At 70.1% G+C, this 4,770-nt stretch carries 3 protein-coding genes; 1 reads left to right on the forward strand and 2 read right to left on the reverse strand.

What is annotated here, in order from left to right:
• Positions 1-216: 216 nt before the first annotated feature.
• Both E1161_RS26850 and pruA read right to left on the reverse strand, forming a co-directional pair.
• On the reverse strand, positions 217-1,146 hold the full coding sequence (locus tag E1161_RS26850; RefSeq protein WP_132627531.1) for a proline dehydrogenase family protein: 930 nt from the start codon (positions 1,144-1,146) through the stop codon (positions 217-219).
• Positions 1,147-1,219: 73 nt separating this feature from the next.
• The gene (gene pruA, locus E1161_RS26855) at positions 1,220-2,848 is read right to left on the reverse strand and encodes an L-glutamate gamma-semialdehyde dehydrogenase (protein ID WP_132627532.1); all 1,629 of its coding nucleotides are present in this window, start codon (positions 2,846-2,848) and stop codon (positions 1,220-1,222) included.
• A gap of 119 nt (positions 2,849-2,967) precedes the next feature.
• Between pruA and E1161_RS26860 the strand changes: the two genes are divergently transcribed.
• Entirely contained in the window at positions 2,968-4,617 is a 1,650-nt protein-coding gene (locus E1161_RS26860; RefSeq protein WP_132627533.1) for a PucR family transcriptional regulator, read from the forward strand.
• Positions 4,618-4,770 lie beyond the last annotated feature (153 nt).

The raw sequence follows: 4,770 nt of genomic DNA on the forward strand, positions 1-4,770 counted from the left end.
CCACTGAGATCGGGAAGACCACCCACCCGAGGCGACCCCGCAGCCTTGTCGCTGCAGTCACCTCGGGTGGGTGGTCTTCCCGATCTCAGTGGAACTCCGACACCTGGTTTCAGTGGAAGTCGGGTCCCTGACTTCAGTGGAAGTCGGGTTCCTGACTTCAGTGGAGATCTGAGCACGGGGTTCCACTGGCACCGGGCGCCGCCGGGGGTGCGGCGGTCAGCTCTGGGTGGCGAGGGAGCGGAGGAAGAAGGCGAGGTTGGCCGGGCGTTCGGCGAGGCGGCGCATGAAGTAGCCGTACCACTCGTCGCCGTAGGCGGCGTAGACGCGGAGCCGTCCGCCTGAGGCGGCGATGCGGCGTTGCTCATCGGGGCGGATGCCGTAGAGCATCTGGTACTCGAATTCCGAGTTCCTGCGGCCGTTGCGGGCGGCCAGTTCACCGGCGATGGCGACCATGCGGGGGTCGTGCGAGGCGACCATCGGGTAGCCCTCGCCCTGCATGAGCACCTTCAAGCACCGCACGTAGGAGCGGTCGACCTCCGACTTGTCCCGGTAGGCCACCGATTCCGGCTCGTCGTAGGCGCCCTTGCACAACCGGACCCGCGAACCGGCCGTGGCCAGGTCGCGGCAGTCCTGCTCGGTCCGCCGCAAGTAGGCCTGCAGCACCGCGCCCACCCACGGGAAGTCCACGCGCAGGTCGCGCAGGATGCCCAAGGTCGAATCGGTGGTGGTGTGGTCCTCCATGTCGAGGGTGACCGTGGTGCCCGCCGCGCTCGCGGCCTCGCAGACCAGCCGGGCGTTGTCCAGCGCGATCTTCTCGCCGTCGGAGGGCAGGAACTGGCCCACCGCCGACAGCTTCACCGACACCTCGGCCCGCTCTGCGAGGCCTTGCTCGGCCAGAACACCCAGCACCTGCCGGTAGTCCCGGACGGTGGCGGCGGCTTGGCTCGCGTCGAGGGTGTCCTCGCCGAGCCGGTCCAGCGTCACGAACAAGCCGAGGTCGCTCAATTCCCGGGTGGCCCGCACGGCGTCCTCGGGTGACGTGCCGGGCACGAAACGCCGAACCACGGGCCTGGTCAGCGGGTTGGCCTCGACGAGCCGTCGCACCGAAGGCGAGCGTCCCGCGGCCAGCAAAGCACTGCGCAACACCGAATTCTCCCCACGCTCGAGCTGTTGTTGGAAAAAGGGGGCGCCCCGGACCGTCCGGGGCGCCCCGTCGTGCTCATCCCATGTGGGGGTAGGTGTGGCCGGTCGGCGCGTCCCACGTCTCCTTGATGGCGCGCGGGCTGGTCCAGCGCTGGATGTTGAGCAGCGACCCGGCCTTGTCGTTGGTGCCGGAGGCGCGGCTGCCGCCGAAGGGCTGGCGGGAGACGATCGAGCCCGTCGGCTTGTCGTTGACGTAGAAGTTGCCCGCGGCGCCGCGCAGCTTGCGGTGGGCTTCGTCGATCGCGGAGCGGTCGGTGGAGAACACCGCGCCGGTCAGCGCGTACGGGCTGGAGGAGTCCACGACGTCGAGGACTTGGGAGTACTGGGTGTCGTCGTAGACGTGCACGGCGAGGATCGGCCCGAAGTACTCGGTGGTGAAGACCTCGTCGGCCGGGTCGGTGCACACCAGCACGGTGGGCTCGACGAAGTAGCCGACCGAGTCGTCGTAGCCGCCACCAGCCAGGACCTCGATGGTGCCGGTGGTCTTGGCGCGGTCCAACGCCGCCTTGTGCTTGGCGAAGGCGCGCGCGTCGATCACGGCACCGCCGAAGTAGGAGAAGTCGGTGACGTCGCCGAAGCGGATGGTGCGCGCCAGGTCGGCGAGCTCCTCGCGCAGACCGCCCTCCCAGATGGAGCGCGGCACGTAGGCGCGGGAAGCGGCCGAGCACTTCTGGCCCTGGAACTCGAAGGCGCCCCGGGCGAACGCGGTGGCCAGCGGAGCGGGGTCGGCCGAGGGGTGCACGACGATGAAGTCCTTGCCGCCGGTCTCGCCCACGATGCGCGGGTAGCTGCGGTAGGAGTCGAGGTTCTCGCCGATCGTGCGCCACAGCTTCTTGAACGTGGCGGTCGATCCGGTGAAGTGCAGGCCAGCGAAGCCCGGGTCGGTCAGCGCGACGTCGCTGACGGCGTGGCCGTCGCCGGTGACGAGGTTGATCACGCCCGGGGGCAGTCCGGCGGCCTCGAGCAGCCGCATCGTGAAGTGCGCGGCGAACTGCTGCGACGGGGTCGGCTTCCACACCACCGTGTTGCCCATCAGCGCGGGCGCGGTGGGCAGGTTGCCGGCGATGGCGGTGAAGTTGAACGGGGTGATCGCGGTGACGAACCCGTCCAGCGGCCGGTAGTCCATCCGGTTCCACTCGCCGGGCACCGATCGGGGCTGCTCGGCGATGATCTGCCGCGCGTAGTGGACGTTGAACCGCAGGAAGTCGATGAACTCGCAGGCGGCGTCGATTTCGGCCTGCTGCACCGACTTCGACTGGCCGAGGATGGTGGCGCCGTTGATGGTGTCGCGCCAGGGACCGGCCAGCAGGTCTGCGGCGCGCAGGATGACCGCGGCCCGTTCGTCGAAGGAGGTCGCGGCCCAGCCGGCGGCTGCGTCCTTGGCGGCGGCCACCGCGTCGGCGACGTCGCCTGCGGTGGCCTGGGCGGCGGTGCCGAGCACGTGCTGGTGGTCGTGGGGCTGGACGACGTCGAAGCGGTCGCCGCCCGCCATGCGCTGGGTGCCGCCGATGGTCTGGGTGAGCTCGATGCGCTCGGATCCCAGCTCGGCCACGCGCTTCTGCAGCGACTCGCGTTCCGGCGAGCCGGGCGCGTAGCCCTTGACCGGCTCGTTGTAGGGCACCGGCACCGAGGTGATCGCGTCCATGCTTGTTCCGCCTCCTTGAGACGCCGTGGGTGTGTTGTTTGGAGGTTAGGGTGTGACTCACGCCCGGAGCTTGTTCAGTTGGCTATCGTTGACGGTGTCGGTTTGTGGGATCGGACAAAATGGTGCGTGATGTCGAGTCGGTCGGAGTGACCGATGTGGGAGTGCCGCTGCGGCAGTTGCTGGCCGCGGTCGGTGATCCCCTGGTGGATGTGCTCGCCGCACCGCGAGGCTTGGACGTCGAGGTTCGTGACGTGGTCATTGTCGACCCCGAGGAGGAGTCCGGCAGCGCTCGCGACAGCGATTTCGCGCTGGTCATCGGCGCGCGCGGCCGGGCCGCGGCACCGCTGGTGCGGGCCGCGGCCCGCGACGGAGCCACGGTGGTGGCGGTCAAGGTCGGCTCCGATCCCGAGGCGCGAGCGTTGCGGGACACCGCGATCGCAGGCGGCATCGCGCTGCTGGGCGTGCGACCGGAGGTTCGATGGGAGCGCCTGGAGGCCTACGCCCACAACGCCATCGACAACGCCCGGCTGACCAGCGACGCCGATGTCGGGGAGGCGCTGGGCGACCTGTTCTCGCTGGCACAGACGGTCGCGGCGATGACCGACGGCATCGTCAGCATCGAGGACACCGCGAGCCGCGTTCTGGCCTACTCGCGCTCCGACGACGAGGTCGACGAGCTGCGGCGGCTGTCCATCCTCGGCCGCCAAGGTCCCGAGCAGTACCTGGCGATGCTGCGCGAATGGGGCGTTTACCAGCGACTTCGCGCCGGTGAGGACGTGGTGCGCATCGACGAGCGGCCGGATCTGGGCATCCGGCGTCGGATGGCGGTGGGCATCCACGCGGGCAGTCAACCGCTCGGCTCGATCTGGGTGCAGGAGGGCAGGCGCCCGCTGTCGGAGCGGTCCGAGCGCGCGCTGCTCGGTGCCGCGAGGCTGGCGGCCCTGCAGCTGATCCGGCAGCGCTCAGAGGCCACCGCGGGACCGAGGCTCCGGGAGAACCTGCTGGCCGGGCTGTTGGAAGGCCGAGTCGACGCGCGTTCGGTCGCCGACAACATCGGTGCCGACGCGGACCGGCCGGCAGTGGTGGCGGTGTTCACCCTGCGCCCGATGGGCAGTGTCGACCGCTCGGAACTGGAGCTGCACCGGGCGGAGATGACGGGCCTGATCTCGGTGCACGCCTCGGCCTACCGCCGCAGCGCGCTGGTCACGACCATCGGATCACGGGTGTACGTGCTGCTGCCGGAGCTGCCGGAGCGTTCCGCCGCGCAGTCGGCGCTGTCGCTCACCCGCGAGATCGTCGCCGCCGCCAAGCAGCACCTGACCTCGCGGGTGCAGGCGGGAGTCGGGTCTGCCGTGCCGACGCTGGACGAGGTGGCCGAGTCGCGGGCCGAGGCCGACCGGGTGCTGGACGCGCTGGTGCACGACATCGACGCCGAGGTCGCCACGATCTCCGATGTGCGCGCGCAGGTGGTGATCAGCGAGATCCTCACCGTGCTGCAGGGCAACGAGCGCTACCGGGACGCCCGCCTCACCGCTCTCCACGAACACGACTCCGAGCACGCCACGGGCCTCGCACGCAGCCTGCTGGCCTACCTGGACCACTTCGGCGAGGTCAAAGCCGCCAGCTCAGCCCTGCACGTGCACCCCAACACCCTGCGCTACCGCGTCCGCCGCGCCACCGACCTCACGGGCATCGACCTCGCCGACCCCACCGAACGCCTCAACACCCACCTCCAACTCCTGCTCACCAAGCGCACCCGACACCGCTGACCAGGTCGGCACGGTCCCGCGAGCAGGTCACCCGCTCAGGAGGGGACGTTCGTGCGGAAATCCGGGATGAGGGGTCCGGGTCAGAGCTTGCGGAGGCGGACCCTGTTGATGGTGTGGTCGATGTCCTTGCGGAGGACGAGGGTCGCGCGGGGG

The organism is Saccharopolyspora aridisoli, assembly GCF_004348445.1.
GTDB classification, from domain to species: domain Bacteria; phylum Actinomycetota; class Actinomycetes; order Mycobacteriales; family Pseudonocardiaceae; genus Saccharopolyspora; species Saccharopolyspora aridisoli.